This window comes from Microbacterium sp. SZ1, from assembly GCF_002362255.1.
Taxonomy (GTDB): domain Bacteria; phylum Actinomycetota; class Actinomycetes; order Actinomycetales; family Microbacteriaceae; genus Microbacterium.
In genome coordinates this window covers 123,729-149,930 of record NZ_LPVV01000004.1, presented here as the reverse complement: position 1 = coordinate 149,930, position 26,202 = coordinate 123,729, and the positions used below count along the sequence as shown (strand labels likewise).

Annotated in this window: 22 protein-coding genes; 13 read left to right on the top strand and 9 right to left on the bottom strand. The window is 63.1% G+C overall.

Annotation, left to right across the window (positions count from 1 at the left end; translation table 11 throughout):
- Positions 1-7: 7 nt before the first annotated feature.
- Positions 8-256: a hypothetical protein gene (locus AUC47_RS04225; RefSeq protein ID WP_143740700.1), complete on the bottom strand. Its 249-nt coding sequence runs from the start codon at positions 254-256 to the stop codon at positions 8-10.
- 74 nt (positions 257-330) lie between these two features.
- Here AUC47_RS04225 and AUC47_RS04220 point away from each other — a divergent pair, with 74 nt between their 5' ends.
- Entirely contained in the window at positions 331-957 is a 627-nt protein-coding gene (locus tag AUC47_RS04220) for a TetR/AcrR family transcriptional regulator (RefSeq protein ID WP_256999438.1), read from the top strand.
- Between the two features lie 34 nt (positions 958-991).
- Here AUC47_RS04220 and AUC47_RS04215 read toward each other — a convergent pair whose 3' ends face one another.
- Entirely contained in the window at positions 992-1,372 is a 381-nt protein-coding gene (locus AUC47_RS04215; protein WP_096713960.1) for a hypothetical protein, read from the bottom strand.
- Positions 1,373-1,474: 102 nt separating this feature from the next.
- Between AUC47_RS04215 and AUC47_RS16645 the strand changes: the two genes are divergently transcribed.
- The 4 genes from AUC47_RS16645 (at position 1,475) to AUC47_RS16640 (ending at position 3,933) form a co-directional block, all read left to right on the top strand.
- Entirely contained in the window at positions 1,475-1,615 is a 141-nt protein-coding gene (locus tag AUC47_RS16645; RefSeq protein WP_179297507.1) for a hypothetical protein, read from the top strand.
- A 789-nt stretch (positions 1,616-2,404) separates the two neighbouring features.
- Positions 2,405-3,370 carry a hypothetical protein gene (locus tag AUC47_RS04210; RefSeq protein WP_143740699.1) on the top strand — a complete coding sequence of 322 codons (966 nt, stop codon included), beginning with the start codon at positions 2,405-2,407 and terminating at the stop codon, positions 3,368-3,370.
- A gap of 19 nt (positions 3,371-3,389) precedes the next feature.
- Positions 3,390-3,650 (top strand): hypothetical protein, encoded by a 261-nt coding sequence (locus AUC47_RS04205; protein WP_096713958.1) that lies wholly within the window; start codon positions 3,390-3,392, stop codon positions 3,648-3,650.
- Between the two features lie 130 nt (positions 3,651-3,780).
- Positions 3,781-3,933: a hypothetical protein gene (locus tag AUC47_RS16640; protein ID WP_179297506.1), complete on the top strand. Its 153-nt coding sequence runs from the start codon at positions 3,781-3,783 to the stop codon at positions 3,931-3,933.
- Positions 3,934-3,962: 29 nt separating this feature from the next.
- Here AUC47_RS16640 and AUC47_RS04200 read toward each other — a convergent pair whose 3' ends face one another.
- The gene (locus tag AUC47_RS04200; protein ID WP_096713957.1) at positions 3,963-4,958 is read right to left on the bottom strand and encodes an SDR family NAD(P)-dependent oxidoreductase; all 996 of its coding nucleotides are present in this window, start codon (positions 4,956-4,958) and stop codon (positions 3,963-3,965) included.
- 202 nt (positions 4,959-5,160) lie between these two features.
- Here AUC47_RS04200 and AUC47_RS04195 point away from each other — a divergent pair, with 202 nt between their 5' ends.
- Genes AUC47_RS04195 through AUC47_RS04170 form a run of 6 tightly spaced genes read left to right on the top strand, consistent with a single transcriptional unit; the run spans position 5,161 to position 18,054 of the window.
- On the top strand, positions 5,161-6,726 hold the full coding sequence (locus AUC47_RS04195) for a class I SAM-dependent DNA methyltransferase (RefSeq protein WP_096713956.1): 1,566 nt from the start codon (positions 5,161-5,163) through the stop codon (positions 6,724-6,726).
- Positions 6,723-7,913: a restriction endonuclease subunit S gene (locus AUC47_RS04190; protein ID WP_143740698.1), complete on the top strand. Its 1,191-nt coding sequence runs from the start codon at positions 6,723-6,725 to the stop codon at positions 7,911-7,913. Before AUC47_RS04195 ends, AUC47_RS04190 begins: the two co-directional genes overlap by 4 nt.
- 20 nt (positions 7,914-7,933) lie before the next feature.
- Entirely contained in the window at positions 7,934-9,700 is a 1,767-nt protein-coding gene (locus AUC47_RS04185) for a hypothetical protein (protein WP_096713954.1), read from the top strand.
- Positions 9,697-12,834, top strand: a complete 3,138-nt coding sequence (locus tag AUC47_RS04180; protein ID WP_096713953.1) for a type I restriction endonuclease subunit R — start codon at positions 9,697-9,699, stop codon at positions 12,832-12,834. The genes AUC47_RS04185 and AUC47_RS04180 overlap by 4 nt, the downstream gene beginning before the upstream one ends.
- A gap of 52 nt (positions 12,835-12,886) precedes the next feature.
- Positions 12,887-14,353 (top strand): hypothetical protein, encoded by a 1,467-nt coding sequence (locus AUC47_RS04175; RefSeq protein WP_096713952.1) that lies wholly within the window; start codon positions 12,887-12,889, stop codon positions 14,351-14,353.
- The gene (locus AUC47_RS04170) at positions 14,350-18,054 is read left to right on the top strand and encodes a YobI family P-loop NTPase (protein WP_441338619.1); all 3,705 of its coding nucleotides are present in this window, start codon (positions 14,350-14,352) and stop codon (positions 18,052-18,054) included. Before AUC47_RS04175 ends, AUC47_RS04170 begins: the two co-directional genes overlap by 4 nt.
- A gap of 238 nt (positions 18,055-18,292) precedes the next feature.
- On the opposite strand, the gene AUC47_RS04165 is transcribed toward AUC47_RS04170, so the two are convergent.
- Positions 18,293-18,799 carry a MarR family winged helix-turn-helix transcriptional regulator gene (locus AUC47_RS04165; RefSeq protein WP_096713951.1) on the bottom strand — a complete coding sequence of 169 codons (507 nt, stop codon included), beginning with the start codon at positions 18,797-18,799 and terminating at the stop codon, positions 18,293-18,295.
- Positions 18,800-18,887: 88 nt separating this feature from the next.
- On the opposite strand from AUC47_RS04165, the gene AUC47_RS04160 reads away from it, so the two are divergent.
- A complete protein-coding gene (locus AUC47_RS04160; protein WP_096713950.1) occupies positions 18,888-19,817 on the top strand; it encodes an NADP-dependent oxidoreductase in 930 nt (309 codons plus the stop codon).
- A 135-nt stretch (positions 19,818-19,952) separates the two neighbouring features.
- On the opposite strand, the gene AUC47_RS04155 is transcribed toward AUC47_RS04160, so the two are convergent.
- From AUC47_RS04155 to AUC47_RS04135, 5 genes are all read right to left on the bottom strand, one after another.
- The gene (locus AUC47_RS04155; protein WP_096713949.1) at positions 19,953-21,173 is read right to left on the bottom strand and encodes an McrC family protein; all 1,221 of its coding nucleotides are present in this window, start codon (positions 21,171-21,173) and stop codon (positions 19,953-19,955) included.
- Positions 21,170-23,314, bottom strand: a complete 2,145-nt coding sequence (locus tag AUC47_RS04150; RefSeq protein WP_179297505.1) for an McrB family protein — start codon at positions 23,312-23,314, stop codon at positions 21,170-21,172. Before AUC47_RS04150 ends, AUC47_RS04155 begins: the two co-directional genes overlap by 4 nt.
- A gap of 90 nt (positions 23,315-23,404) precedes the next feature.
- On the bottom strand, positions 23,405-24,076 hold the full coding sequence (locus AUC47_RS04145; RefSeq protein ID WP_096713947.1) for a hypothetical protein: 672 nt from the start codon (positions 24,074-24,076) through the stop codon (positions 23,405-23,407).
- Positions 24,077-24,279: 203 nt separating this feature from the next.
- On the bottom strand, positions 24,280-24,606 hold the full coding sequence (locus AUC47_RS04140) for a hypothetical protein (protein ID WP_143740697.1): 327 nt from the start codon (positions 24,604-24,606) through the stop codon (positions 24,280-24,282).
- 18 nt (positions 24,607-24,624) lie between these two features.
- Positions 24,625-25,296, bottom strand: coding sequence for a PASTA domain-containing protein (locus tag AUC47_RS04135; RefSeq protein ID WP_143740696.1), 672 nt, complete (start codon positions 25,294-25,296; stop codon positions 24,625-24,627).
- Positions 25,297-25,513: 217 nt separating this feature from the next.
- Between AUC47_RS04135 and AUC47_RS04130 the strand changes: the two genes are divergently transcribed.
- Positions 25,514-26,194 carry a hypothetical protein gene (locus tag AUC47_RS04130; protein WP_096713944.1) on the top strand — a complete coding sequence of 227 codons (681 nt, stop codon included), beginning with the start codon at positions 25,514-25,516 and terminating at the stop codon, positions 26,192-26,194.
- Positions 26,195-26,202: the final 8 nt, after the last annotated feature.

Below are 26,202 nucleotides of genomic sequence, written 5' to 3'. Positions count from 1 at the left end.
GGTCCGCTCAGTGGCCTGACTTTGCGCGTCGCTGCCTCAGCACCAGACCGAGTTGCCACGCGAGCGCGCACAGACCCCACACCGCTGCGATCAGTCCGATCGCCGCAGCGCCGAGCGCAAGTGTCGGGAAGCCGCCACCGGTTCCGGCCGCATCGGCCGCCACCCCCGCGGCGAACAGCTCGGACGCACCCCACCAGAGGAGGATCGCTCCACCGACGAGCGCAAGGATGCTGGCAACCACGCTTCGTTGGGTCATGGCCGACCCGCGTGATCGTCGTTCCGATGTGCCGTGAGCAGTCATGCGTCCTAGCTAACACCCCGCCTGACGTCATGGCGGCATTCCGCGCGACGCTGAAGCTCGCGGCATCCGTCAGTAGCCTTGTCCTCATGCCTCGTCCTCGTAGTGAAGCTGCGCGCCGGTCCGTGCTCGACGCGATGCGCACGGCGGTCGTCGCCGGCGCGTACGAGGCTGTGACGATCGAGGGACTCGCGGAATCGGCGGGAGTCGCCAAGCAGACGATCTACCGCTGGTGGCCGACGAAGGCGGCGATTCTCGGAGAGGCGCTGCTCGAGGGCGACCTGCCCGGCGCGGACGTCGAGGTGCCGATCACCGACGACATCCGCGCCGACCTGCACGCGTGGTTCTCGGCGATGTCGGCCGGGCTCGCCAGCGACGAGGGCGTCGCCCTCGCCCGGGCGCTCATCGCCGTGACGGCCACCGACCACGAGCTCGGACTCGCGCTCAACGAGCGGCTGGCGGCGCCGATCCGGTCGTGGGTCGCGGAGCGTATCGACCGCGGACACTCGGCGGGCGAGATCCGCCCGGATGTGGATGCCGATGCCATCGCCGATCAGCTCATCGCGATGGCGTCGTACGCGGCGCTCATCGGGCAGCCGCTCAGCGAAGATCGCATCGACGAAACGGTCACACGGCTGCTGCGCGGCATCGCGCGGTAGACGTCACGACCCGCCGTCGTGAACCGACCCGTCGCTACGGCGTGCAGTACGCGACGATCGCATCGGTCGCGGTGCGCATCTGGTTCGATGCCTCATCCACCCCGCTGACGTCTCCGGCAAGGGCCTTCCCGCCCTCGGTGACGAACGCGTCGATGCTCGTGGTCCACGAGTCGCGGAGCGTGACGAACTCCTCGGGCCCGTCGATCCCGCGGATCTTCTCCGACACCGCGCGCACCTCGTTGAGCGCCGCCCGCGCCGCCTCGGGAGTCGGCGAACTGAGCTCGTTGATGGCTCCCGAGACCTGAACAGCCTCGGACGCGATTTGCCCGCACGCCGCGAGAGTGGCGGCCTGAGAGCATCCCGACAGGAGCAGGATGCCGACGGCCAGGGTCGCGAGTGCAGGCAGCTTCTTCATCGGAGCCAGGGTAGCGGGCTGAGATGTGAGGACTGGAGGGCGGCAGCTGGACAACCTTGCGAACCTCGAGCGGTGTCGTCGTACGTGTGCTTCCATGCACCCATGCGCTTCGAAACCATCCGCTTGGCTTACCCCGACGAGCAGGCCGCCTGCGTCGCGATGGAACAGCCCACAGGCGTCGACCAGGCCGTCAGCGCCATGGCGCCCATCGTGCATCTGGATCAGGCCCACCAGGCGGCGTGACCGTCGCGGCTACGGAGGGAATAGCCGCCCTCGTCGGCGTCCTCGCGCTCACCGGCGTCGGCACCCCGGAGATCGGCCGTACCCGGACCGCGCCGGCGCCGTGCGTGGACGCGCTTCTATCCTGAGATGGCATGCGGCTATATCGCCCAGATGAGAGATGGGGCATGCGGACGACTACCCCCGGCCTAGGCCGGGGGTAGCGTCCCGCTGTTACATGAACAGGCGAAGCATGTTGACGATGAACGATCCTGCGCTAAGCGCAAGGCCGATCCACACCGCCGCTCCACCACGGTTCGGGTGCTTCCTGGAGGATTCCATTCGCACCACCTCCTTCGTTGACTCACGTCGTCGAAGGAAGGGTTCCGAGGGAGAAGCGGAAATTGCCAGGTGGCGAAATCCGCTGTAGCCTTGGTGTGAACCACCGGGAGCTACTGCCTCCCACAGATCCTCTTCAGACGAGGAACCAACACGCCCAGGTTGCCGCCTGGGCGTTTGTTGTTGTGTCCCGGGGCGGTTCTCGGAGCTTCCCGCCTTGCTTCAAGTCTATGGCCGGGGGTACACGCTTTCGGGTGTCAATGCACGATCGCCAACGAACGCCCTCAAACTCCTACAGCTGCGCCCGAACGCTACGCATCGATGGCGCCGATCCTGTCGCGCGCACGAGGGGACATAACAATGATTGACAGTGCAATCACATCGATATAACATGCATAACATAGACGGGCCTGAAACGATAACGATCAGGACAATTCTATCCCGGTAGATTTCCTTCCCTGCCATACTTCTCGGATGAATGATGACGAGGCAGAGGTCGATCCGGGGGAGTCTGAGCCCGAAAGTCATCCCGAGCGCGTGGACCTACTGCGCACCATGCTGAACAGCACGGGACGAGGTGGCGTTCCCATCCGTCGGGCGTTCGTGCAGTCGGCCGAGCCGGATACCGAGGGCACCCGGCAGGGACCGATGGCGAGCCTGGTCAATGACCCCGCGACGCTCGACGTCTACCTGCTGATACATGCTCTCGCGAGCTCGCGAACCCCATACGACGCGCGCTACCAGTCGAGTGCCTGGGCCATCATGGCCGGTTTCACGAGGTTCTCCGCAATGACAGGCGCCAAGTCGAAGTGGTCACGATCCGTCACCAAGCTCACCAAGATGGGGCTCATCCGAAGAGAAGGCTCCGGGAGAAGCGTTCGCTACTATCTGCTGCACGAGTCTGGCAGCGGCGACCCCTACACGCGGCCGAAGACAGTCGATGATGATCGCTGGTTCTCCCTCCCGCACACCTATTGGCTGGACGGATGGGACCAAACGCTCGGGGCACCAGAGAAGATGATGCTGATGATCGCCCTCAGCTCGAAGCCGACCTTCGAACTCCCCTACAACCGCGCTCCAATCTGGTACGGGATCTCGGAGAGCACGGCGAAACGAGGCCTGACAAGGCTCGCCGAACGCAAGCCCGCTGCGCTGTTGAGATACCAGAGGTGGGAGCCGGATGCGGCATCGAGGACTCTCTGGCGGACCATCACGTCATATCGGCTTATCGGTAAATGGTCCGCGCGGAGCCGAGCCGCAGTGATGCGAAAGCAGCGGTCCGACGAACCCGTGAAGTTTCGCGAGAACAAGGAAGCGCTCGACCTCGCGCTTGAAAGTGCACTTTCACCCCCGGGCACGCTCGTCATCCCGAAAGAGACCAAGATCGTCGAGCGGATCGAGGGGCTGATAGACAGGGATCGTCAGAAGGAGTTGAGATAATATCTGCGACTGGATCGGCGTGCGCGCCCACCTTCAGGTCGCCGGCGACATCGCACCGGCGCTCGAGGTGTCGGAGGTGCAGACATTGTGCGCAGCATCCTGGAATCCCTTCGACGCCGGTGTGCTGACGGTCGAGTACACCGGCGCCAACACGGGCAACGTGAGGTTCGGCGCGAGTGGCGGTGTCGCCGTGTTCGTGCCGTTCGGGATCGGAGCATCGGGTGCGCAGGCCGGTGAGGCGATGAAGATGCTGCCCGATGCGACCACGACACGTGTGTAGGAGATCGCGATCTCTCCGCTCCTGCTGCTCATGGGTGACGTCACGGTGACGCCGCTGGTGCTCGGCGATGACGCGTTCGCGGCTCCGGGGGCCGTGAGTTCCGGCTTCACCGTGGTCGCCGTGCCGTGGAGTGTGCATCGGGCTCGTGGTGCTCGCGGGCATCGCTCTGCTCGTGATCCGTGGGGTGCGTCGGGCGCGTCGGCGCACGGAGGAGCGTGTCGACGCGGCGGTGGCCGAAGCGCGGGCGAGCGTGGAGCGCGAACGCGAGGGCGTGCTGTCCTGAGGGCGTTCCGTCCTGAGGGTACGAAGTGCTTACTGGACCGACCATCCCCCGTCCGAAGCCAGGACAGCGCCGTTGATGTTCACGGCGTCGTCCGACAGCAGGAAGGTGATCGACGCCGCGAGGTGCTCGGCCGTTGCGACGGTCGGGATGGCCTGCTGGAACGGGGCGAGGCGTCCAGATCCGTACTCCGACATGTTCGGGGGCATCGGGATGCCGGTGGCCACCCCGCCGGGAGCGACGCTGTTCACGCGTATGCCCTTCGGGCCGTACATGAACGCCGCGGACTTCGTGACGCCAATGATGCCGTGCTTGCTCGCCGTGTAGGCGTTGCCCGAGGCGTTGCCGCGCAGACCCGCCTCGCTCGAGACGTTGAGGACCGAGCCGCGGCCGGCCTTCTCCATGATCGGCAGCACCGCGCGCATGAGCTTGAACGGGGCGGTGAGGTTGATGGCGATGACGCGGTCCCAGACGGCATCCGTCGTCTCGCCCGCAGGCGAGAAGTCGTCGTTGATGCCGGCGACGTTCGCGAGGCCGTCGATGGTGTCGCCCGCGGCGGCGATGACGGCGTCGATCGCGTCCTGCTGGGTGAGGTCGCCAGCGACGGTGACGATGTCGGGCAGCTCGGACTTCAGCGCGTCGAGCTTCTCGGCGGAGATGTCGGCGGCGATGACGCGTCCACCTTCACAGGCGATGCGGGATGCCGTGGCCTTGCCGATCCCGGACGCGGCGCCCGTGACGATCACGGTCTTGCCGGCGAAGCGCCCGGTGGTGGGGGTCTCGGTCCAGCCTTCGGTGGCGGTGGCTTCAGGGAGCTCGCCGTTGTTGGCTGCGCGGACGAGGTCGTCGACGACCGACTGCGGGAGCTGGCCCTGGCTCATCGCGACGAGCTGCTGGAGCGGCAGGCCGAGGACGGGGGTGAGGAGTGCGGGGTCGGCGCCGGTCTGCTCGAAGAGGCCGCGGATGAGCGGGCCGCCGGTCGGGTCGTTGAGCCAGTCGCCGATCGTGGAGTGGGCAGTGAGGGCCATGGTGGTCTCCTTCGGGCTTGGGTTTCGCAACGGTGCGTTTACTAAAGAGTCAGTGTAGGGCAGGGGATGAGAGCGAACGAGACACGAGGCACGGAAAGCGCTGTGATCGCGCTATGCCGGTATGCGACCGATACCGTGAGATCGAGAACACCGCCGGCACCAGGTGACGAGGCGCTCGGAATCAAGGAGACGACAGCACACCATGGCAGGACGAACCGCGAAGCCAAAACCAACGAAGACGCTGGAGCAGCGACTGTGGGACGCTGCCGACAAGCTGCGCGGAAATCAGGAGCCGAGCGAGTACAAGCATGTCGTGCTCGGGCTCGTCTTCCTGAAGTACATCTCAGACCGCTTCGAGGAACGCCGCGGGTCGCTGGAGTCAGAGTTGCTCGCAGACGGAATCAAGCCGGAGCGGGTCGCATCCTTCCTCGAGGACCGTGACGAGTACACCAGCCAGAACGTCTTCTGGGTGCCCGAGAACGCGCGCTGGGGCTACGTGCAGTCGCGCGCGAAGCTTACGACGGTCGGCCAAGACATCGACACGGCGATGGACCTCATCGAGAAGGAGAACCCGTCTGTCCGAGGTGTACTTCCGCGCAACTACGGGCGTGACGGACTTGACAAGCGACGCCTCGGTGAGCTCGTCGACCTGATCGGCGGCATCGGCTTCACCAGCACTGACGACCATGGAGCCGACGATGTGCTCGGGCGCGTCTACGAGTACTTCCTCGGGCAGTTCGCCGGCAAGGAGACTGGCAAGGATGCTGGTGCCTTCTATACGCCGCGAAGCGTCGTTAAGACGCTGATCGAGATGCTCGAGCCGTACAAGGGCCGCGTCTACGACCCAGCTGCAGGCTCAGGCGGCATGTTTGTGCAGTCCGCTGAGTTCGTTAAGGCGCATGGCGGCAAGCGCACCGACATCTCGGTCTACGGGCAGGAGTACACGGACACGACGTGGAAGCTCGCCAAGATGAACCTCGCGCTACGAGGCATCGAGGCCGACCTCGGCCCGAAGTCAGCCGATTCCTTCACAGAGGATCTTCACCCAGATCTCCGTGCGGACTTCATCATCGCGAACCCGCCGTTCAACGTCTCCGACTGGTGGGACGGCAAGCTCGCGGATGATCCGCGCTGGAAGTACGGGACACCCCCGCAGGGCAATGCCAACTTCGCTTGGGTGCAGCACTTCGTTCACCACTTGAGCCCGAAGGGCACGGCGGGATTCGTGCTCGCGAACGGCTCGCTTTCATCCAAGAGCGGTGGCGAAGATGAGATCCGACGCAAGCTCGTAGAGGCCGACCTTGTGGACTGCATCGTGGCGATGCCCGACAGGCTCTTCTTCAACACAGGCATCCCGGTCTCGCTCTGGTTCATCAGTAAGGAGCGTCACGGCAACGGGCACCGCGAGCGGCGCGGCGAGGTTCTGTTCATCGATGCTCGCAAGCTCGGCAGCATGGAGTCGCGTCGCTTGCGCGTACTAGGCAACTCGGACATCGCGAAGATTGCGGACACCTACCACGCCTGGCGCAATCACGGTGGTGTGCACGAAGACGTCCTCGGCTTCGCAAAGGCGGCCAAGCTCGACGAGATCGAGGCGCACGACTTCGTGCTGACGCCGGGACGTTATGTCGGAGCTGCGGAAGCCGAGCTGGATGACGAGCCAATAGCGGCGCGGCTCGAGCGCCTTAGGCACGAACTGATTGCGGAGTTCGACCGTGGACGCGATCTCGAGAATGAAGTGCGCGCGCGGCTAGGAGAACTCGCGTGACAGCGGGGTGGCGCAGCATGCCGCTAGGGGAGTTGTGTCAGTTCCAGGCCGGAGGAGCGTTCCCGCAATCCGAGCAAGGGCACATCGTCGGAGACTATCCGTTCATCAAGGTCAGCGATATGACCCTCCCCGCAAACAGTAAGCGCATAGTCGCAGCTAACAACTGGGTCACGGACGAGACCGCAAAACGGATGAAGGTCAAACTCGCCCCAGCTGGTTCGGTAGCCTTCGCCAAGATTGGAGAGGGCCTCAAAGCCGAACGTCTGCGCCAGATCACTCGTCCGACGGCTATGGACAACAATATGATGGCCGCAATCCCAAAGCGCGGCTCAGTTGACGAGCGATTTCTGCTCTTCCTACTCGAGAGCGTTCGTCTTTCGTCGTGGGCTGAAGGAAGCGCCCTGCCGTACCTTCGACAGAAAGACCTCGCTGCAATTCCGGTGACTGTCCCCAGTCTGCCCGAGCAGCGCGACATCTCGGCGACGCTCGGCACACTTGATGACAAGATCGAGTCGAATTTGAGGTCGATCGATCTGATTGATCAACTTGTGCGCGCACGCTTCGATCGCGATTTTGACATCGAGATGTCGCGTACAGGGACGGCCCTTTCCGATCTAATTGACGTCAACGTCAGGCGAAAGCTGAGTCGAGGTTCTGAAGCTACGTATGTGGGGATGTCAGCACTCCCGGAGTTCTCTCCGACGGTGTACGACTGGGACATCCGGGCGTTCGGAACTGGACAGAAGTTCGTCAACGGTGATGTCTTGATGGCACGAATCACCCCATGCCTGGAGAACGGGAAGACCGCCATCGTCGACATGCTCGACGATGGCGAGGTCGGATGGGGCTCTACTGAGTACATCGTGCTCTCCCCGTCGGGAGCGTTTACAACGCCATGGATTTACGCTCTTGCGCGAAGCGACACTCTCCGTGAATGGGCGATTCGGCGCATGACGGGATCATCGGGACGCCAACGGTTCCAGGCCTCCGGCTTCGACGAATACCGCATTGGTGAGCCCTCACAGCAAGCACTTTCTGCGTTCAATTCGTTCGCCATGCCGTTGTTCGACCGCATGACCTCGCTGCGTGATGAAACCCGACGCCTCACGGCGCTGCGCGACGCGCTTCTCCCCGAGCTGCTGTCGGGCCGGATTTCTCCGACGGAGTTGAAAGGTCAATCCGGATGAACGGATGGCCGGAGTGGCCGGTGACCGCCTGGGCTGCAGTTGTCTGCGGCGCAGTGTTTGTGATCCTCGTGATTTGGATGCTGATCGGGTCCAACAAGCGCCGCTCGAGCACCGGCACCGAACCATGGCTGCTAAGGGCTCCGCTGCTGCGGCTTGTGCTTGCGGTGGTTTCTGGCCTGATCGCGCTCTACTCGATATTGTTGCTGCTCGCCTTCGGCGCCGAGGATTTCTCGCTGCCGGACAAGGCGAACATCGCGAGCCCAGTGATCGTCGCTGCGACATTGATCGCTGGTGTATTGACCGCAGCCTACGCAGTACTCAAGTTCCGTTCTCACCTGCTGTCTGAAGCTCGAGGGAAGATCGATGCTCAGGAAGACCAGCGCGCGGGTGACAAGCATCGTGCCGATCAGGAGTTCGCGCTCATTGAGCGTTTCTCGAAGGCAGTCGGCCTGCTCGCGACAGCGCAGCCGATCTCTCGCATCGCGGGAGCTCATCTGGTACTCGCGCTCGGCGACGAGTGGAAGTCTGGCACGCAGCGCTGCTTCGACGTGCTGACGTCGCATTTGCGGGCGCTAGGTGAGAAAAAGGCGATCGAAGACGATTCGATTTTCGGCCCGGGGGTAAGGGAAGAGATTCGACTCATCACAGCAGAGCTCGCGCGACGGCTCACGGGCACGGAAGCGGCATGGGGTATTGCATCGTGGGATTTCCGCGGAACTGTCCTTGGCGATCTCGATCTCGTTATTGCGGGGCAACTCAAGGCAGTCGACTTCACGGGTGCCCGGGTGCTCGGAGATCTATCGCTGACACGCCGCGCCGACTCCGTCGTCCCCGTCCTTTCAGGAATCGAGTGCGACGGCGACGTCATCTTGAACTGGGAGCAAGACAACGTGAACCGGCCAGTAGACCACGTGAAAGAGTCCCTCGACCTCTCCTCGGCGCGGGTGGGTGGCTCGCTATCAGTAGCTGGGCAGATCCTCGACTACGATCTGCGTGCCACTGAGGCCGAGGTTGGTGGGGAGGTCGCGCTCGCTTTCGAAGAGTTCACGGCGAGCATCTATCTCGATCAGATGGTGATTGGAGGGGAAGCTCGAATCGGCTCTGACACGCTGAAGACATCGTTCTCTCAACCGGTGAGGGAAGATGATTCGCGTCCCGCAACTTCATTGACGGTCGCGGACTCGACCTTCGGCGGCCTGCGTCTACGTAACGCTGTTCGAGGTCCCCAGCTGGACCTGAGCGGAGCTGTCGGTTACGTCGATCTCTCCAATTCACGCTTTCCGTCAGAAGTGGCCGCGAATGATTTGGATGCGTCATCTGGACTGGACCTTCGGCGAGCGAGGTTTGACGCAACGTTGCTCCTTGATGGGGCGACGCTGCCAGAAGCAATGGAAATCGAGGGGCTACAGCTATCTCAACAGGCGAAGAACGGCCTGGAGTCTTCAGACTTCCCATTTTCAGACATTCTGTTCGAATCAGCCGAGGCGGATACGGCGCCAGCGGTCCCGGCTGTAGCCAGCGAGGTGTTCGACTGGAGAGCCGTCGTAGATCCACTGCGTGGTGTTTATCCGGCGAGCTTTTTTGAGCAGCTGGAAAGGCGGCTAGAACGCCTTGAGGTAGATCTACCCGTCGACTGGCAAGCGCGAGACACCTTCGCTGCCGGCGTTATGAGCGCGGTCTCGCGCGCAGCAGCCGTCGCCGATCTGGCTGACTCCGATACTGCGACCGTCCAGGCTGCCTTGCGAAGCGGCCTGGGATTGACAGCCGAGGGAGAGATGTCACGATGAGCGCTTTCAACGAGAACGTCGTAGAGCTAGCCGCGCTCGAGTACTTCGCGCAGCTTGGCTATCACACGCTGCACGGCCCGAGCCTCGCGCCCGGCGAAGCTGCTGCTCAGCGTGAGTCGTATGAGGAAGTCTTCCTGTGGGATCGGCTGCGCGACGCGATTCGACTCCTGAACCCCGGTCTCGACAACGATGCAGTCGTTGAGACCATCAAGCGCGTGCGCCGGGCCGAGTCGCAGAGCGCGATCGACGAGAACTACCGGCTACACAAGCTCGTCACTGAGGGGGTGCCCGTCGAGCAGCGTGGCTCCGATGGCATCCTCCGGACGCGCACGATCAACCTGATCGACTTCGAGCGGCCCGAGCGCAACGACTGGGTCGCGCTTAACCAGTTCACGATTATCGAGAACGGCAAGAACCGCCGCCCCGACGTACTCGTGTTCGTCAACGGAATCCCGCTGGCGCTGCTGGAGCTCAAGAACCCGGCCGCCGAACACGCGACGCTCAAGTCCGCTTGGAACCAGGTGCAGACGTATCGGAAGGATATACCGTCGGTGTTCCTGGCGAACGCGGTGACGGTCATCTCCGATGGCACATCGGCTGCGATGAGTAGTTACAGCGGAGCGTTCGAGCACTACGCGCCGTGGAAGACCATGGACGGCAGGACGGTCATCACTGATCGGCCGGCCCTTGAGGTGCTCATCAAAGGCGTCTTTGACAAGACTCGCTTCCTCGACCTGCTCCGCAACTTCGTTGTGTTCAGCCGCGAGACGGTGACCGATAAGGTCACGAAGCAGAAGACCTCCGTCCTCATCAAGAGGGTCGCGAAGTACCACCAGTACTGGGCAGTCAACGCCGCGGTCGAGTCGACCATTCAGGCATCGAGTCCATCCGGTGACCGTCGTGGTGGTGTCGTCTGGCACACCCAGGGTTCGGGCAAGAGCTTTGAGATGGTGTTCTACGCCGCGAAGGTGATGCGTGATGCGCGGATGGCCAACCCGACGCTCGTGTTCATCACGGACCGTAACGACCTGGACAACCAGCTCTACGAAGAAGTCTTTGCGCCAGCGCACATCCTGCCTGAATCGCCCGTTCAGGCCGAGACCCGTAAGGATCTGCGCACGAGACTGACCCGCGCATCCGGCGGCATCGTCTTCACGACAATCCAGAAGTTCGCACCTGGCGAGGACGGTGACGCGAACGTCGTGCTCACGGATCGACGCAACGTCATCGTGATCGCGGACGAGGCGCATCGCTCGCAGTACGGCTTCAGCGAGTACCTCGACCGCAGCGGACGACTCAAGGCCGGTCTCGCGAAGCACATGCGCGACGCTTTGCCAGGGGCTACCTATCTCGGCTTCACCGGAACGCCGATTGACTCGGCGGACAAGTCGACGCGCTCCGTATTCGGCGACTACGTCGACGTCTACGACCTGACGCGTGCTGTCGAGGATGGTGCGACCGTCCGCATCTTCTACGAATCCCGCCTCGCCAAGGTCGATCTGTCAGCCGAGGACTACGCCGCACTCGACGAACTTGTCGAGGAAGTCACCGAGCAGGTCGAAGAGGACGCTGCCACTGCCGCAAAGTCGCGGTGGTCGCGGCTGGAAGCGATCGTCGGCGCCGATGCGCGTCTCGACATGGTGGCTGCAGACATCGTTGAGCACTGGGAGAAGCGACGCGAGTCGATCCTCGGTAAGGGCATGATCGTCACAATGAGCCGCCGCATCGCGGTCCGCCTCTACGAGAAGATCGTGGCGCTGCGCCCGGAGTGGCACTCCGACGATCCGACCAAGGGCAAGATCAAGGTCGTCATGACCGGCTCGGCGGCCGACCCGGCAGAGTTCCAGCCGCACATTCACTCGAAGGACGTGCGCAAGGATCTCAAGGCGCGGGCCAAGAACGCCGATGATCCGCTTGAGCTGGTCATCGTGCGGGACATGTGGCTGACGGGCTTCGACGCACCGTCTATGCACACGATGTACGTCGACAAGACCATGCAGGGCGCAGGGCTCATGCAGGCCATCGCACGCGTGAACCGAACGTTCCGGGACAAGCCGGGCGGACTGATCGTCGACTACATCGGCATCTTCGACAACCTGCAGAGCGCGCTGAGCGAGTACTCACCGTCCGACCGTGATCAGGCTGGTGTGCCGATCGAGGACATGGTCAACATCATGCTCGAGAAGCACGACGTCGTGCGGGGACTACTTCACGGCGTGAGCTACGACGCGTCCCCGGCACTGTCACCATCGCAGCGTCTTGCGGAGTACGCCAAGGTGCTCGACTTCGTGATGGCCGATCCCGATCGAACGAGCCGCTTCAACGATCAGGTGCTGGCGCTCGCAAAGGCATTCGCGCTGGCCGGCGCGCGCGATGAAGCGGCGGCCATTCGGAACGACGTCCGCTTGTTCACTGACGTACGTGCGGCGATTCTCAAGATCCAGAACCCCGACTCGGGTCGGGGCGGCAGCGGCAGTGTCGAGATCGACACCGCCCTCGGTCAGCTCTTGAACGAGGCCGTGTCGGCAAATCAGGTGATCGACGTCTACCAGCTGGCCGGCGTCGAGACCCCTGAGCTGTCGCTTCTGTCGGAGGAGTTCCTTGACTCGCTCGCGGAGAAGGAGAAGCCGAACCTCCAGATGGGTCTGCTTCGACGGTTGCTGAACGACCAGATCCGCACTGTGCAGCGGACCAACGTCGTGCAGGCCCGGAAGTTCTCCGAGCAGCTCGAAGAGGCGATCAACCGCTACACGAACCGATCGCTGACTACGGCAGAGATCATTGCGGAGCTCGTGAAGCTTGCGAAGACGATGCGCGCAGAGGACGCCCGCCACAAGTCGCTCGGGTTGAGGGAAGACGAGGCAGCCTTCTACGACGCCGTCCGGCTCAACGATGCCGCGGTACTCGAGCTTGGTGACGACACACTCAAGAAGATCGCGCAGGAACTCGTCACCGCGGTTCGTGCATCGGCAACGATCGACTGGAACCTCAAGGATTCAGTCCGCGCTGCGATGCGCACGAAGGTTCGGCGCTTGCTGGCGAAGTACGACTACCCGCCGGACGCAGAGGCGAAGGCGATTGAGCTGGTGCTCGAGCAGGCCGAAGTCCTCGCTGGCAGCAAGGCACAGCGATGATGAGCCGTGTCGACTCCGCATCCACGAAGCCTCTTCGGAGGTGCGCGTAGCCATGCGATTCTCGGAGCACTTCGGCGTCACTCAGACAGCTGCTGACGATTGGTTCGACCCCCATCTGACGGTCGATACCAAGCTGTTCATCGATCCGCTGTTGCTCCTCGAAGCCGGAGGGGAGTGGGCCAGTGCCCACGAGCAGCTCATTGCGCACTTCGTCCATTGCTACGGCCTGGTGGCGAGAGCGACCAGCTCGACGTCCGTTTCGGCGCAAGCAGCTCGGCGGCTCCTGACGTTCCCGGAGCCATTCGAGGTTGGCTTGGGATACACGGCCAGCGGCACGAGCGGCTCGGGTTCGGGCGATCGATTTGCCGCGACCATGGCGGACGGCATCGCGACTGCGATCGCAGCCGGACTCACGCAACCTGAACATATCGAGGAGATCGGCATCCTCAATGTCGGCATTGGTCCCGACCGGATTTCCGACGCCACAGTCAACGTGCTTAAGGCGCGTTTCATCGCATACACCCAGATGATCGCCGAACGGCACGGCATCCCGCTCGACACACACCGTGTGAAGTCGGCACGTGTCTCGCTCGATGCAGCCCGCTGGATCGCCGAAGATGTGCAGCTTCCAACGAACCCGAATGACGGTCGACCGGTCATCCTGCTGCCGCGAGCGCTGCTCAACGAGCTTCCGACACTGAACGCCGATGACTGGTTCGACTCGCACTTCAACGAAGACATCCGACTCACCCTCAACCTCCAGGTCGGCGAAGCCGTGCGGAAGGCCGACATCGTCAGCTGGGCACGCCGCCACCCGGATCGAGTGCGCGAATGGGCTCGTGAACAGACGAGTCGACAAGACCTCCACGGCTACGACTTCAGCGCGGATCCGCTCGGCGTCGTTCAGTGGGACCAGGCGCCAGTTGCGTACGCAGCTGAGTATCCCCTCACAGCGCGTACCATCACGTCACATGACGACCTGCTCATATTGGTCGGTGAGCTCGTCGACCGGTTCCAGCACTTTGTAGAGCAGCAACGTGGATGGAGCCTGCTCTGGAACTCGGATGGATCGGAAAAGCCCGAGGAGGCGGCGCAATTGCTGTTCCTCGGATTGGCGCAGCCTTACCTACGCCAGTTCAATGTCGAGATCGACCGTGAGGTGGAACTTGGACGAGGACCGGTCGACTTCAAGGCGGCGTCCGGAACCACAACGCGAGTCTTGATCGAGGTCAAGAAGTTGCATAACGGCAAGTTCTGGAACGGCCTCGAGGCGCAGCTTCCGAGCTACCTCACGTCCGATGGCGCCACGCACGGATGGTTCCTGGCGCTGCAGTATCGCGGCACGAAGAGCTCCGTCGACCGCATTCGCCGACTCCCTTCGGTTGTCGCCGTCGCAGCGTCAAGAACCGGAATGACGCTGCGGTCATCGGTGGTCGACGTGCGCAAACCGCTATCTGCGTCGAACATAGAGGCGAGCGACGAGCTTCCCCTTAATGAGGTCACGGAGACAGAGTCGTGATCAGGCGGGTGAAGGACTACTTCGAGGAGCGGCGCGCGAAGAAGGCCGACATTGCTCTCAACGCCAAGCCTGGGGCTCCGAGCTGGGACTTGACCGCGCTTACGCCCGAGTTCATCGAAACCGAGCACGCACAATACGCCGAGGCCATCGCCGAGAACCTGAAGAAGGACGATGTCCTGAACATCGCGCTCTCCGGAAACTACGGCGTCGGCAAGAGCAGCATCTTGGGACGCGTCGCTGGGGATCATGATGGCCGCGTGGTCGAACTCTCGCTCTCGACTCTTTCACCGATTGACGACTCCGAGGTCGATGATTCGGTCCCGGCTCAAGCAAGGACGCCAACGAACCGCATCCAGCAGGAGATCGTCAAGCAGCTGCTCTATCGAGAAGAACCGAAGTCAGCGCGGGCTTCACGCTTCCGTCGAATCGAAGGTTTCAGCTGGGGACGCGAGATTGCGCTTGCCCTCATGGGAGGCGTGGTCGTTTCGATTGCCTTCATGATTTTGGGATGGGCGGGGACGATCGAACGCACGCTCCGACCGCTGTTTGAGCTGAGTCTCTGGGTGTACCCGATCATCGCGGTACTCGCGGCTGTCGGCATCGTTGCCGCTCGCGCTCTTCTTCACGGCCGGATCCACATCCGCCAGTTCTCGGCTGGCCCTGCCGCCGTGACGCTGGACGAGAAGTCAGTCTCTTATTTCGATCAGTACTTGGACGAGATCGTCTACTTCTTCGAGACCTCGAAGCGCGACATCGTGATCTTCGAAGACATCGACCGCTTCAACGATTCACACATCTTTGAAACGCTGCGCTCCCTGAACGCGCTCCTCAACGCATCACCGCAGATCAAGAAGCCGATCCGCTTCATCTACGCCATCAAGGACAGCATCTTCGACCGCGTGAGTCTCGAGCACGAGAAACGCAAGGTCGACGTGGCACTCATCGAGATTGAGGACCCAGCGCAGGCTGAGATCGTGCGTGCGAACCGCACCAAGTTCTTCGACCTCGTCATTCCGGTCGTCCCGTTCATCACGCATCGAAGCGCGCGCAACTTGACCACGCAGATCCTGCGTGGCATTGAGCACGACGTGTCGCCAGACCTGATCGATCTTGCCGGCCGGTTCGTGCCGGACATGCGTCTGCTCAAGAATGTGCGCAACGAGTTCATCGTCTTCCGCGACAGGATCTTTGCCGGGGACGGGAAGCAGCTCGAGCTGAGCGAGACGCAGCTGTTCGCGATGATGCTTTACAAGAGCACGCACCTGAGTGACTTTGAGGTCATCCGGCTCGGCAAGAGCAAGCTCGACAAGCTCTACGAGATCAGCCGGACGTTGGTGGCGGAGAACATCCGTCGAGCCGAGCGGGAGCTCCGCGTCGCACGCATGGAGATCTCGCGACGCACCTTGGCGAAGCAGCGCGCCTCACGGCTCGGCAAGCAGCTTGTGTCTCGCATCGATCTCATGGTGCGGACAGGAAGCTACCAGAAGCCGAACGCGTTTTACTACATCGATGGGCAGAGAGTCGAGCCAGCTGCTTTCGAGTCAGTTGAATTCTGGCGCAAGCTCGCGAGCGGCGAGGGCGACCCCACGCTCGGTTGGCAGAACCCTCACTACAGCCGTCATCACATAGAGCTGCGGCGTTCGGATGTGTCCGCTCTTGTCAGCGATTCGCTCGACGCCGACGCCTGGCGTGAAGCTGACGATGAGGCCGAGTCTGAGCAAGTACGAGAGTTGCAGGAGCAGCTCGCGTTCCTACGTACGTCTGACATGGGCGAACTGATGAACCGGCCCGATTTCCTGGTTGAGCATGAGGGCACCGCACAGTCCCTCGCCGCTGTGGCAGAGAAGCTGCTGACCAAGGGACTCGCGTTCAATCTGATCCGTGCGGGCTATATCGATCGCAACTTCACGCTCTACACATCGACGTTCCATGGGGACCGGGTCAGTCCAGCGGCCACGAACTTCATCATCCACCACGTCGAGCGTGGGCTCATGGACGAGCAGTTTGTGCTGACCGCCGAAGACGCGGAAGCCGTCATTCGTGAGCGTAGCCCTCGCTCGTTGGCAGACTCTGCGCTGTTCAATATCGCCATCCTGGACTACCTGCTGACAACGAGTAGTCCAGACGCCGACATCATGGTCACGGCTCTTGCGCGCCTCGATGCCGATAGCACGCGATTCCTCCAGAGCTACCTGAGCAGCGGTGCATCGCGCGAGGAGCTAGTGAGGAAGCTCACGGCACGGAGCACGCGAGTACTCAACTACTTGGTAGCGGACGTCGACCTGGATGACGAGACGAGAATCACGCTCGTCAGCGCCTGCCTCGCGAGCTTGGCTACAAAGCCGAAGCAAACCGTGACAGAGAAGACGAAGGCCTACCTCGCGGCGAACTACGCGCAGCTGCCCGCAATCGCGAGCGACGCTTTGCCTGCTGCGCGAGCCGAACGCATCGCGCTTCTATTCAAGGACGCCGGGCTGTCGCTGCCTGACCTATCAGGAACCAGCGACGCCGTGCGGCCGGCCTTCGTGAAGCTCGGTCTGTATGAGATGAGCCTGTCCAACCTCCAGGCGGCGGTCGGCGACGAGGTCGGCCTTGGCCTCGACCAGCTCAGGGCTTCTCACCGTGCAGACGTCTATGCGAAGGTGCTTGCCGAGCTGTTGAGCTACCTTGACGCTGTCGACGGTCACTCGGCGACGAACCATGCGGCCGACCGGTTCCACGTCGTGATAACCGAAGTGCAGGAGGCGGCGCCAGAGCTGCTCGAGCGCTTCATCGGGAGCGTCTCAGACGAGAGCCGCATTGCGGATGTCGAGGACGCGCCCGAGGAGACTTGGCCCGTGCTCGCGGCGCACGATAAGTTCCCGGCCACCTTCTCGAACGTGACGAGATACATCGAACAGGTCGGCAGCGCGGACGTGAATCTCGCTGTGGTGCTTTCGTCGGCGGAAAAGATCACCGAGCACGAAGATGCCGACGAGGACGAGAAGCGCAGCCTCGCCGTAACCCTGATCTCCACCCCGTCCACACTTGGTGCTGAGCTTCGAGCGAAGCTGGCGGAAAGTCTCGGGCTGAAGGCGTGGCTCGCGGTCGCTGATCTGCCCGTCGAGTCGGGTGCGCTGTATCCCGAGCTGGTCGCTCGCCGGGTGATCTCCGGCAGCGCCGCGACCTACGAGCATCTTGCTTCTGCGGACTGGGCGACGCGTGAGCGCGTCATCGCCGTATCGCCGAAGTTCGCCGAATGGGTAACACCGGAGCTCGTCGGGGTCGACCTGGCGAAGGTGCTTGCGAGCGCCTCGGTGACGGACGAGGCGAAGCGGGTAATCACTGAGAATGCTGACGAGTACACATCAGCCGGTGGGGCAGCTGGTTTTGTCGAAATCGGGAAGGCTGCTCGAAGGCTCGGAGTCCTCGTGAGTTTTTCGGTCGTCGAACAGATGGCAAGTCGCCATATTGGGAAGAGCGAGGTGCTGCATCACCTCATGCCCTACCTGGACTCCGCGTCGGACGTGCAGCTCTTCGGCGTTCTGAACTCCCTTGGTAGTGACTACAGTCAGCTGACCCGATTTGGTCGAGACAAGCCGAGGGTGCCGAACACTGCCGACAACCTCAGGCTGCTCGAGTCCCTGAAGCAGCGGGGCATCGTTACGAAAGTTGAGGATGATCGCAATCCGATGAAGGTACACAAGCGATACGGCAGTTAAGCGAGTCGCAGAAGAGCGGCTACGCGATTCTGCTGGAAGTGGCGTTCTCGTTCAGCCAGTGTTTCTCGAAGGTCTCCGAGCTTGCTATGCGATGCGCACGATTGCAGGACAAGCACCCGGAACCTCTCCATGCCGCGACCATTTTCGGGGCCTCGGAGATCGAAGGCGTCGCTGAGACCCCAAAGACCCCCTCTGTGTGCGTCCTTCGCGTGCCGCGTCGAGGGTGTCTAGCCAGCCTTCACTTGACGCGCGACTTGTCGCTCCTCCGCCCCCCAGCACTCCGCGGCGGATTAGCCCGCAGATGCCCACTCGCCCGCGTCATCACCCGCTCCAGCACCTCCACATCCCGCTCATCTAGCGACTCGAACAGCAACCTCCGCACGACCGCGATGTGCCCGGGGAACACCTCCGCCAGTACCGCACGCCCCGCATCGGTCAGCGTCACCAGAGTGCTCCGCTCATCCTCCGGTGACGGCGCCCGCGTGACCAGCCCGCGCTCCTCCAGCGTCTGCGCCTGATACGTCAGCCCACTCCGGCTGTACACAACTCCGTCGGCGAGATCCGTCATCCGCTGCGACCCGCCGGGGGCATCGCCGAGCCGCGCGAGCAACTGGAACTGCACGTAGCTGAGCTTGCCGACGTCGCGCAGCTGCTTCTCGACCTCGTGCCGCAGCAGGCTACTGACCTCGGTGAACGCGAAGTACGCCGAGAGCTCGAGCGGGGACAGCTGCGCGGGACGACTCATGATCCCAGTATAGGTTGCTTCGAATTCGAAGCAGTGCTACTGTCGCCGTGTGCTTCGAATTCGAAGTACTTACGAAAGGGAAGAAGTCATGAAGGCAATACGGTTCCACGAGGTCGGCGGTCCCGAGGTTCTCCGCATCGAGGAGATCGACCAGCCCACTACGGCGGCCGGTCAGGTGCGGGTGCGCGTCGCGGCATCCGCTTTCAACGCCGCCGACAACGGCATGCGCGCCGGATTCCTGCCAATCCCGGTGAGGCTCCCGCACGTCCCCGGATACGACGTGTCCGGAACGATCGACGCCATCGGCAACGGCGTAGAGGGCTTCGCGGTCGGCGACCCGGTGATCGGTTTCCTGCCGATGACCGACGACGGAGGTGCCGCCGAGTACGTCGTCGCTCCCGCCGACTCGATCGTCGCGGCGCCCACGAGTGTTCCGCTGGCGGATGCCGCCGCACTCCCGTCGGTCGCCCTCACCGCGCGCCAGGCGCTGTTCGACGAGGGCGGACTCGAAGCCGGCCAGCGCGTGCTCATCGTCGGCGCCGGCGGAGTCGTCGGCAAGTACGCGATCGCCCTCGCCAAGCGCGCGGGCGCCTACGTCATCGCGACCGCGAGCCCCCGGAGTGCGGATGCCGTGCGCGCAGCCGGCGCCGACGAGATCATCGACCACACACAGGCGACGGTGCAGGATGCCGTGACTGACCAGGTCGACCTGCTACTCAACCTCGCCCCCATCGAGCCCGACGAGTTCACCGCCCTGGTCGGCCTCGTGCGCGACGGCGGAGTCGTCGTCAGCACCACCGCGTGGATGCCCGCACCCGACGACGCCGAGCGCGGCGTGCGCTCGGTCGTCGTGTTCGTGCAGAGCGACGCCGAGAAGTTGCGCGAACTCGTCGGACTCGTGGATGCCGGGGTGCTGACGGTCGAGGTCACGCGGCGGGTTCCGCTCGAGGAACTGCCTGTGGTGCATGCCGAGGCTGCGGAGGGTCGGATCGCGGGGAAGGTGATCGTGATTCCGTGAGCGGGTCTGAGGGGCGGGGTGAGGCCGCCAGAAGGGAGCTCAAAAGCCCGTGCGCTCCCTCCTCGTCAGGCGTCATCGGACTGCGTCGATTATGTCCCGCGGACGGTGCCGAGGGTGATCGCGGAATCTTCCGCCTCAGCGATTCAGTGAGACCGCCGCTGAACCGACGAGCGCCCGCGCAAGATCTGCAACTCGAGAAATCAACTCTCCAGGCCTGCCGCCCATGTCCACTGCGTGGGCCACGACCGCAGTCTGAGTCGCGGCAATTTCGTAGCGCCGCGGCTCTACGTCTCTCGACACGTACAGCAGATGCACCTCAGGCACGTGTGCGGTGACGGCGTACGCAAGGCCTTGGTATATGTCGGCGTTCGGCGGAGAGCCATCACCCTCGCCCCAGACCTTGTACTTCGTGTCGGCCACAGCCACGACGCGACCCCGACGCGAGATTACGATGTCCGGTCGCATCCGGATCTTGCCGGCGGTGTCCAATCGCCAGTCCGACACCTGCAGATCGACCTCGAACCCTCCGGGCCTCAGCGTCGCGCAGAGCACCGAGCCGACGAAGTCCTCGTAAACCTTGGCGACGTTCAGCAGGAATGTCGAACCGGAACTTGCTCCTTCTGCGTGCGCCCACGATGTCGCTTCGAGAATCCATTGCGCGAGGCGAAGCGCCGGCTGGTAGTGCGCGTTCAATCGGGTCTCTGCCGGCAAGGTGAGCCGACCGCCAACCCGCAGATCCGAGATCTCGGAGAACATCCCCAGCAGCGGGCCGAGTTCGTCGACGACGCGTCGGGGCAGCTGTTCGAGTCGCGCCAGCGCGCGCAGCGCAGACTTGACGATTCGGTTCTCCGCGATGTCCTCGGTGTAGTCGTCATAGGTCAGTTCAGCCGGCACCGGAATGCCGGGCCGTGCCCTCAACTGGCGTGCCACGTCCCATCGGCCGCGAATCACCGTGCCCGCCTCCTCGACGGACACATAGCCCTTCAGCAGCCCTCGCCCTGTTGCGGCGCGCACTGCTCGCATCAGCGCTGAGGCCAGCGTTGAGGGCAGATCGTGATCAGCATCGAATGCGAAGGTCGCGTGGCTCACGTCAGCCTGCACGCCCGAGTACGAGGCCATGAAGATCAGGCTCCGCAAGGGAGTTTTGGGTCGAATGATCAGTCGAAGTTCATCGAGCGTGACGACTCCCACGCGCGTCACGTCGGTGATGCGCCAAAGTTCCGCATCCCCTGTCGGAGACACGCGACAGAACTTCAACTCCTGCAGACGCGCCGCTTGTGACACGGACAGCGCGACGACGGACTCGCCTTTCTCAGCAATCTCCTCGACGCGGATGCCGACCGCCGTCGAACTCATGTCTCCGACGCTGTCGCCTCGGATTCAGCGGCGCCGAGTCCGTCCAGCAGCGTCTTGAGTCCGTACTTCACATGCACGTCAACCCCGCTTCCGATGTGGCGCTCCTCGAGCAACGGCAGGATGCTTTCCTCCCACACAGCGCTCAGGTCGTCTTCGCTGAGATCATCCGTTCGCAGCAGATGGCTCGGTCCGATGCGGTCATCGCGATCACGGATGCTCGAATTGAGGCGCTCGAAGAGCTCGGCCACCGGCAGGCTCTGCGGGTGATGCACGGCCCAGCGGACGAGGATGTCCTTCACCGGTGCGACATCGGGGTGCAATTCGAAGAACGAGAAGCGGCGGCGCATGGCCGAGTCGAGAAGTGCGATCGAGCGGTCTGCGGTGTTCATCGTGCCGATGATGAGCACGTTCGCCGGGAGGGTGAACGCCTTGCCGCCGTCATCGCCGGAGCCCGCGTAGAGCACGTCGATCGCGTCGTCGCGGTACTCGAGCAGGTAGTACAGCTCGCCGAAGACCTTGCTGAGATTCGCCCGGTTGATTTCGTCGATTATCAGCACGTGCGGGACATCCGGGTTCTTGCGCGCTTCGTCCGCGATCTCTCGAAGCGGGCCGCGCGTCAGAGAAAAGGACAATTGGCCCGCGGCATCCGTCACCGGCCGATATCCGGCAAAGAAGTCCTCATAGGTATACGAGGGGTGGAACTGGATGCGCTTGATGACGGTTCCGGGTTGACGCAATGTCTCAGCGAGAGCTCGGGCGACATACGTCTTACCTGTGCCAGGCGGGCCGTACAGAATGATCTGTCCCCGGCGGTGCAGCGCTTTCGTGGCCTTGACGAGCCACTCCTCGTACAGGTGGGTCGAGGCGGCGAGGGTCGTCGTGTCGACGTCGCTGGGGACGAACCCGCGAGGGTGGGACTGCTCGTCGCGAACGGTGGGCTCCGTTTGTTCTTCAGTTACAGGCGTGGTGATCTCGGCGTCTGCCGATTGCCACGAACTGCGCAGTGGCTCGTCATACACATTGACCGGCTTGCCCTCCTTCGTCTGCAGCGCAATGAAGATCTGCTGCAGGTCGGCGTCGGGGTCGTCCGAGAAGGCTCCGCCGATTTCTCCGATGAAGGCCGAGCGAATGCGTGAGCGGTGTTCGGGAGCGACGATTGGGCCGAAGAATCCTGGATGCACCAGATAGAGCAGGGCGAATCGCTGGGTGGGGAAGGCCTCGCCCGTCGACAGCACGATGTCACGCCACGCGATCGGGTTCGCGAGCGCATCAGCTTGTGCGTCGTGGTCGAGCTTGGTCCATGCGAGCAAGACATCGAGGATGACGGTGATGGCACGTTGGATGTGCGTCTGCATCCCCTGCCCTGGGTGGAATGCGCCACCGCTGAATGCTTCGTCGAACACTCGGGGGATCTGTACCGGGTGATCCATGAGGTCGAGCATCGCCTGGACGCGCTCGCGCTTCTTCGCGTGCCCGATGATCCATCCAATAGGCAGTACCTGCAGGGCGACCACTTCAGCCATGAGTAGACGCTGATCGTCAGTCGCAGCGGCGAACTGCAGCTGCAGATTCCCGATGAAGTTCTGTCCCTCGGCGCGCTCGGACGTTGCCCACAGTGCGTGGACGTCTTGAATGTTCCGCGCTGACCACACTTCACGCCCGGGTGCGAAGGCAGAGAGCCCCTGTCGCAAGCCCTCCTGAACGATGATGTCAGCAGCAGCGAGCAGACGCCGCTGCGACTTATCGGTCGGGAGCCAGACCTCACGCAAGGACCTTGCTGTCTCGTCTCGCAACCGGGCGCGCTCGGCACCAGTGATCCGCTGAGCCTCGGCAAAGAGCTCGTCATCGGGGTGCTCGTCGAGCGCCGCGATGCCCTGCTTCGTGATCGCCCACTCCCCAGCAAGCGACGGGTTTTTCCTCAACCAGCCCGGCGTGATGAACTCCGAGCTCGCAAACCGCCAGTTCGTGTGACCGCGCGCGAGCCCCTTCGTGTTGAGTTCTGCTTCGTGAGGCGTTAGAGGAACCCGCGCGAGCGAGGCATCCCAGAGGTCGTTGATGGACACGTAGTCGCCGTCAGGTGCGCGCTCCGCGAGTAGCTCCATCGCCACTCGGATTCGCTCCGCCGTCTTGAGTTCGTTCACCGGTGCCCTCGCGGTTGCCATTCGTATGCCGATACGTCGTTCACCATATCTTTCCTCCGCGGACCGGTGAAGCGAGGCAGTGCGCTTCGATCAAGACCGGGCTTCGGCGGGGGAGGCTCTGACGCGCGCGCAGTAACCCATGAGTTCAGTGCCCAGGTCTGTGAGCGCGAACCCGCCCTGGTTGTCACGCAGCGGCATGAAGGTTGGGCCAAAGCCGGATCGCGTCACACCGGACATGTAGAGGTCGTTGAGCTGCCGCCCGATGATCTCAAGGGAGCCCGCGTCGGCCACGCCAAGAACCTGCTTGTAGACATCGTGTAGGGAGAACATCTCACCGAGTTCAGGGTGGGCGAGCGCGTACCGCCGCGGATCGTGAACGAGCTCGAGAAGCTCGATTTGCTCCGGCTCGAACTGGACTAAGAGTCTCATGAGGGTCCGCTCTAGAAGGGGGGATCGCTGCGTCCAGGAGCCGCTGTGCGCGACTCCCGCCTCAAGCTGATTCAGCTTCGTCGCGTCCGTCGTCTCCTGCGCTGCACGTGACGCGCGCACTAACGACTGATAAAACTGCCCATCCCCAACGATCTCGTCGACGCGAAGTTCTGTGAGGTGGGCGAGAGCGTCCACGACTTCGGCCATCCGCGCGAGCCACGCTTCCATCTCGCGCTGACTCACGGCTTGCACTGCTGACTGGAAGCTCGTTGATAGCGCCGAGCCGATCAACGGCACGACGCCGAGGGCTACAGCCGCGCCGGCGGCCACCATGGTGTCAGCCGCAGATTCGCGCGGCAGGGTTAGTCGTAACTCACTTACCGGCTCATCGTCACTCGGCGATTGCTCTGTCACATCACCATCTTGCAGGTGGTGGTCCTATCTACGCACCAGGCGATCAATCGCCATGTAGCGGACAGTCGTCTCGGCAACGACAGCAGTAGTCGAGATCTGCGACTGCGCATCCGCTACGAGTATCACCGCTCGTGGCAGATGCCGTCTCCGTCACCATCCCGACAGGTTGTCACCCGAGTCTCGAGTTCGACTTCCAGTTCCCGGATCCGCCGTTTCATCTCCTCGGAGTACGCGATCGACGCCGCGACGTCCGCCTCAGCCGCGCTGACGCACGAAGCGAAGCCGCTGGCTTGAGCGTCGAAGACCGGGGTGCACAGATCACCGAACGGATCGAGGTCGTAATACTCGCGAATGCCGCCCCCGGGCGCCGACACCCAGGTCGGCTCGGTGTCCTCAACGCCGCTGCACGCGGCGAACAACAGCGTAGCGGCGAGGAACCCGACGACCACGCCGCCTCGCGTCATTTCTCACAAAGTGCTCGCGGACACGGCTCGAAGCCATCCGTCCGTAGTCTCTCCGTCGATCTCGACTTCCACGCTCTCGACGACCATCTCGACGACCGTTCCGTCGGTCCACTCGAGAGTTTCGAACTCGTCGATCAGGACGAAGAGATCTTGGGCGCCACCGTGAGCCTTGAAGTAGACCGTGTACTCACCGGTCGCGCCCGTCATCCACAACTCGGACATGAAGAGCTCGCCGGTGAAGCGGAACTGGTCGCCGAGCTGGATGCCACCCATCTCTGGAGCGTTGAGACGGTTGAGGAGTTCGTCGACGGTGGTGTCGGTAACGACAACATCCGACTCCGGCTCGGGAGCCGGAGTCTCTTCGGTTTGCTGTTCTGCGCCGCCACCGCACGAGCGGTCGACCGTCAATCGCGGCTCACCAGAGATGGCGTCCCCTGCATCGGGTAGCTGCTCGCAGACCATCCACGCCGAGTCATCCAGGATGCCGAACATCCCTCCGCCGAGAACCTCGACGTCAGACGAGAACCCGGCTCGCTCGATGTCGCTCTTCGCCTTTTCGAGAGTGGAGCCGATGACGTCGGGCATGACAGTCGGCTCACCGGATCCGCATGCGGTGAGGGCCAATCCGAGAATGAGTGCGGCGGAGATCCCGGCCACGCGCTGTGCGAACATCACGGTGCTTTCTGTAGTTGTTGAAGACCACGTCAGCATAGGGGATCACGGGCGACGTCTCGGCGCGTGGACGACGGACGCAGACCGCTATGCTCAGGCTGATATATCGGGAACCGCTGGTGTCAGGAGCCTGTATGGAGGATCGCACGCTGTGGCGGACATGGACCGGCCCGGTCACCACGACCTACAAGGCCATCGCCTGTGAACTCGCGGGCTGACCATGCCCGAGTCGGAGAAGAACTGGACGCCGTGGGTTGTCGTCAGCGCTCTCATCATCGGCGGGGTCTGGTGGTGGAACGCCCAGGCGAGCGACGATCGACAGCCGTCTCAGGCAACGCCAGCCAACTGCCAGGACGTCTTTAACGCCGCACTCAGACAGGAGCGCGTGGGCGACACAGCCGGGAGCATCAACGAGAAGTTGGACTGGCTGAGCAGCTCCTGCCCTGAGGAGTATGACGCCCTGGTCGGGTACGTTTCAGCGAAGGGATCGATTGCGCAGTTCGGCGCTGACACTTGTGACGTTTGGGCCGATCGCGTCGGTGAAGCCGCGACCGCACTACTCCGGGCAGAGCAACTTTGCAGCGTGTCGGCCGGGGCACCCGCTCAGGCACCGTCCGACGGCAGCATCAGGTGGGACCAGGCCATAGCTCACGTGGGCGAAAGTCGGCATGTGTGCGGGCCGCTCGCCAGCATCCGCGGTTCTGACGACGATGTGTTCCTGAACCTCGGTCGCGACTATCCGGACGTCGCGCGTTTCACGATTGTCCTCTGGGACGTCGGAGGAGTCGAGTCGCTGCCCTCTGGCACAGAGGTGTGCACCTCAGGAACGATCACGAACTACGACGGCGTCGCACAGATCGAATTGAACGATGTCAGCGCCGTTCAGGTGCGGGCCGACTGACGGCAGCG